Here is a 4,159-nt window from a genome sequence, read left to right on the forward strand (position 1 = left end):
TCCGTTGCTCTGCCAGCTGAGCTAACCACCCGTTGTCTTTCATAACAGAAATAATAATATCAAAATTTGGTTAGGCTGGCAAGTGTTTTTTTGAAAAAAGTATAAATTCTGATTTCAGCCTTATCTAGTAGCTTTAGTATACACTCTGTGCATAGTATCCATGCTAGATTGATAATTTTATTTTTTAGTTTGCGCCCATATACTACTAATCAATAAATGAATTATAGCGGAGGTAAAATCATGGATTATATTACTTTAAATGATGGAAATAAGATGCCACAATTAGGCTTTGGTGTTTTTCAAGTACCAGACTTAAGTCAAGCACAGCAAGCTGTAAGTGATGCTATCGATGTTGGATATCGCTTATTTGATACTGCAGCTGCTTACGGTAATGAAGAAGCAGTGGGGCAAGCTATTAAAAATTCAAATATTAATCGCGATGAGTTTTTCATTACTTCAAAACTTTGGGTTGATCACTTTACTTATGAAAAAGCCCAAGAAGGAATTGATGATTCATTAAAGAAGTTAGGGTTAGATTACATGGACCTATATTTATTGCATCAACCATATGGCGATACATACGGGGCATGGCGCGCACTTGAAGAGGCACAAAAAGCTGGCAAAATTAAGTCAATTGGGGTTTCAAATTTTTATCCAGATCAATTAAAGAACCTTGAGTTGATGAGTAATGTTAAGCCTGCTATCAATCAAATTGAAGTTTCACCTTGGTATCAAAGAAATGCAGAGGTTAAGTATCACCAGGATGAAAAGATTCAAGTTGAAGCTTGGGCTCCATTTGTGGAAGGTAAGCATGACATTTTCACTAACCCTGTTTTAGCTGAAATTGGTGAAAAATATGGCAAGAAAAATGGGCAAGTAATCTTGCGCTGGTTATTGCAGCGCGGAATTGTCACTATTCCCAAGTCAGTTCATAAGAATCGCATGGCTGAAAATTTTGATGTTTTTGATTTTAAGCTCAGCGATGAAGAGATGAACTTGATTGCTAGTTTGGATAAAAAAGAAAGTCAATTCTTTGATCATCGTGACCCAGCAGCAATTGAGTCAATTTTTGGTGCAAGTTTAAGAAAATTACGTGATTAAGGAGTTATAAATTACTAGTTCAATTTAAAAACACTTCAGATTTTGTTTTCTGAAGTGTTTTTCTATTCTTTAGGCCATTTAGCAATAAAGTCTTTAATAAATGGCATTACGCGGTCTTCATTATAGTTTAGATAATTTCCGTAACATTCAATTGAGGCTGCTTCATCTTCAATTGGTACTAAAACACGTTTAGCATCATTTGAATTATGGTAGTTTTTCTCAATGGTTAGATTAGATCTAAAGACAATAAAATTAGTTGAACTACTGATAGTATCCAGGTTTTCTAGAGATGATTGATACATAAAGTTAGCTGATGGAATATTTTTTTCGATGATGTTTTTCCAAATACCAATTTGGTCATATACAAGAAAACTGCAGTCTTTTAAATCTTTAAAAGTGACACTCTTTTTCTGAGCTAGTGGTGAATTTTCATCAATTAAGACTTTCAAATGTTCTTTACCAAGAAAAATGGACGAGATATTGTCTGAAAATATTTCTTTTGTTGAAATCACAATATCTGATTGAAAAGCCATCAAATTATTTTTGATTTCTTTATCAGTTAATAATAGTGGCGAATTCTTGAAGTCCCTTTCAGCAATCAATTTTAACCAAATTAAGGGTGCAGGAATGGTACTTGAAACATTGAGGCTTGAAGTCTGCGCACTGAAATTTTGGATGCTTTGAACAAAGAGCTCATTATTTTCAAGTAGCTGCTTGGCCCGCTTTGCAGCAAGTTCACCAGTTGCAGTCAGACTAATTCGGTTGACTGTACGGTTAAATAACTTAACTCCTAATTCATCTTCAAGTTGTTGCATAGAGCGAGTGAGAGTGGGCTGAGTAACTAGCAATTTTTCAGCTGCTTTAGCTAGCGTGCCATATTCTTTGAATGCTACTAATTTTTCAAGTAATTCATTTGAAATCAACATCTTCTAAGCTTCCTTTTTTAGTATGTTATAAGCGTATACTAACATTCAAAAGTGGTAATTTTCAATTCTTTTGTTCTCCAATATACTTTTTATAAATCAAAATTTTAAAGGAGAAATAAACATGACAAATGTCTTAATTATCGGTGCTAGTGGAAATGTTGGTAGTCACGTTAGACAAACTTTATTAGCTAAAACTGACGCAAAACTTACTTTATTTTGCCGTTCTGCTAATAAACTTCAAGTTAATCCAGAACGTGAAAAGGCAATTGCTGGGGATGCTGCAAGTGTTGAAGATTTAAAACAAGCAATGGCCAATCAAGATTTTATTTTTGCGGCATTGAGTGGTAATTTGCCAGAGCTTGCAGCTGCAATTACACAAGCGATGAAGTTCACAGGCGTAAAACGGATTGCCTTCATTAGTTCAATGGGTATCTATAATGAAATTCCAGCTAGTGTTGGGTCAAATGGAAATTTGCGAGTTAACGGGATGTTGATGCCATATCGACAAGCTGCTGATATCGTTGAAAATTCTGGCTTAACTTATACCATTATTCGTCCAGGTTGGTTTACTCAAGGTCCGGTTAATTATGAATTGACCAAAAAAGGTGAACCATTTGGTGGCCATGATGTGTCTTTAGCAAGTATTGCAGATTTAGTTAAAAAATTAGTTGAAAATCCAGAATTTGGTCAAAATGAAAGTCTTGGTATTAATACCCCTAATAGTTAAAAGGAGATAATATGAAAAAAGATAAATTTGGGATGGTTTTAGTAATTGCGCTGTTTGCTTATTTTTTGATTTTAATGGATAACTCAATTGTTTTTACGAGTTCTGTTGAAATCGGACAAGCGCTAAATTTAAGTGAAACTGCTTTAGCTTGGGTTTCAAATGCCTATACTTTAACTTTTGGTAGTTTCTTACTTTTGTCAGGTAAGCTTTTAGACTTATTTGGTCGAAAAAAAGTTTTTATGATTGGTCTAACTATCTTTGGACTAGCGTCATTGGTTATCGGTTTGACTAATAACAGTGGCTTACTCATTGCAGCTCGCGCTATTCAAGGGATAGGTAGTTCAATTGTTGCACCAACGACCTTAGCTTTAATTATGGATGAATATGAAGGCAAAATGCGTGCCAAAGCAATTTCATATTATGGCGCTATGGCCGGTGTAGGATCTACTTTTGGCTTAGTTCTTGGTGGTGCGTTAACAAGCTATTTATCGTGGCGAGCAGGATTTTTAGTTAATGTACCTTTTACATTAATTCTTCTTATCTTAACTGGTCGATACGTTAAAAAATCAGATGGTCATGCAATTAAAGTTGATTATGTTGGAGCATTAATTTCCGTATTGGGGTTAACTAGCTTAATTTATGCTTTATCAGTTAATAACAATCCAATCTTTATGATTACTGGGATTATTTTGTTAATTATTTTCATTTTCTTTGAAAAGAAACAAGCAAATCCCGTTTTACCTTTAAGCTTATTTGCTAATAAAAATCGTTTAGCAGGATATCTAGCTAGATTATTTTTTATGATGGCCATGTTACCATATTGGTTCTTGTTACCCCAATATATGCATGCGAAGTATGGCTTTAGTGCCATTGAAAATGGTTTAGCATTTTTACCAGTTACTATTTTTACATTTTTAACTTCATTTACTTTACCTAGATTAAATGAGAAATTTAGCCACAAGCAAATTGCAATTAGTGGTTCAATAGTACTTACTATTGGACTATTTTTAACAGCTATTCTTAATTTAAAATATGGTTATTGGCTTAGTGTGGCTTTTCCAATGGTACTTTCAGGAGCTGGCCAGGGTTTAATAATGGCGCCGTTAACTTCTTTAGGAATTGAAGATGCACCACAAGAAGTTGCCGGAAGTGCTAGTGGTTTAACTAATACCATGCATCAATTAGGTGGACCAATTGGATTATCAATTTTAGTTGCACAAGGTGCAAATTTCCAATTTAATTTGGGGATGATGGGTATATTCATTGTGATAGCAATTTTAATTTTAATGTTTTTGACTAAGAAGGTAGATTAGTAAATCTAATCTGCTTTTTTATTGCACAAAAAAACCAGATTCCTAAGAATCTGGTTCAAGTTAGTGGGTGGTCAGGGGATCGAACCCTGGAC

The 4,159-nt window shown here is 34.2% G+C and carries 4 protein-coding genes; 3 read left to right on the forward strand and 1 reads right to left on the reverse strand.

The window, feature by feature from the left end:
* Positions 1-240: 240 nt before the first annotated feature.
* Positions 241-1,101, forward strand: a complete 861-nt coding sequence (locus FC45_RS07250; protein WP_006588324.1) for an aldo/keto reductase — start codon at positions 241-243, stop codon at positions 1,099-1,101.
* 62 nt (positions 1,102-1,163) lie between these two features.
* On the opposite strand, the gene FC45_RS07255 is transcribed toward FC45_RS07250, so the two are convergent.
* Positions 1,164-2,027, reverse strand: coding sequence for a LysR family transcriptional regulator (locus tag FC45_RS07255; RefSeq protein ID WP_006585408.1), 864 nt, complete (start codon positions 2,025-2,027; stop codon positions 1,164-1,166).
* 115 nt (positions 2,028-2,142) lie between these two features.
* Between FC45_RS07255 and FC45_RS07260 the strand changes: the two genes are divergently transcribed.
* The gene (locus FC45_RS07260; protein WP_257876626.1) at positions 2,143-2,754 is read left to right on the forward strand and encodes an NAD(P)H-binding protein; all 612 of its coding nucleotides are present in this window, start codon (positions 2,143-2,145) and stop codon (positions 2,752-2,754) included.
* Between the two features lie 11 nt (positions 2,755-2,765).
* On the forward strand, positions 2,766-4,067 hold the full coding sequence (locus FC45_RS07265) for an MFS transporter (protein ID WP_006585409.1): 1,302 nt from the start codon (positions 2,766-2,768) through the stop codon (positions 4,065-4,067).
* Positions 4,068-4,159: the final 92 nt, after the last annotated feature.

The sequence above is a fragment of the Lactobacillus jensenii DSM 20557 genome (genome assembly GCF_001436455.1).
Taxonomy (GTDB): domain Bacteria; phylum Bacillota; class Bacilli; order Lactobacillales; family Lactobacillaceae; genus Lactobacillus; species Lactobacillus jensenii.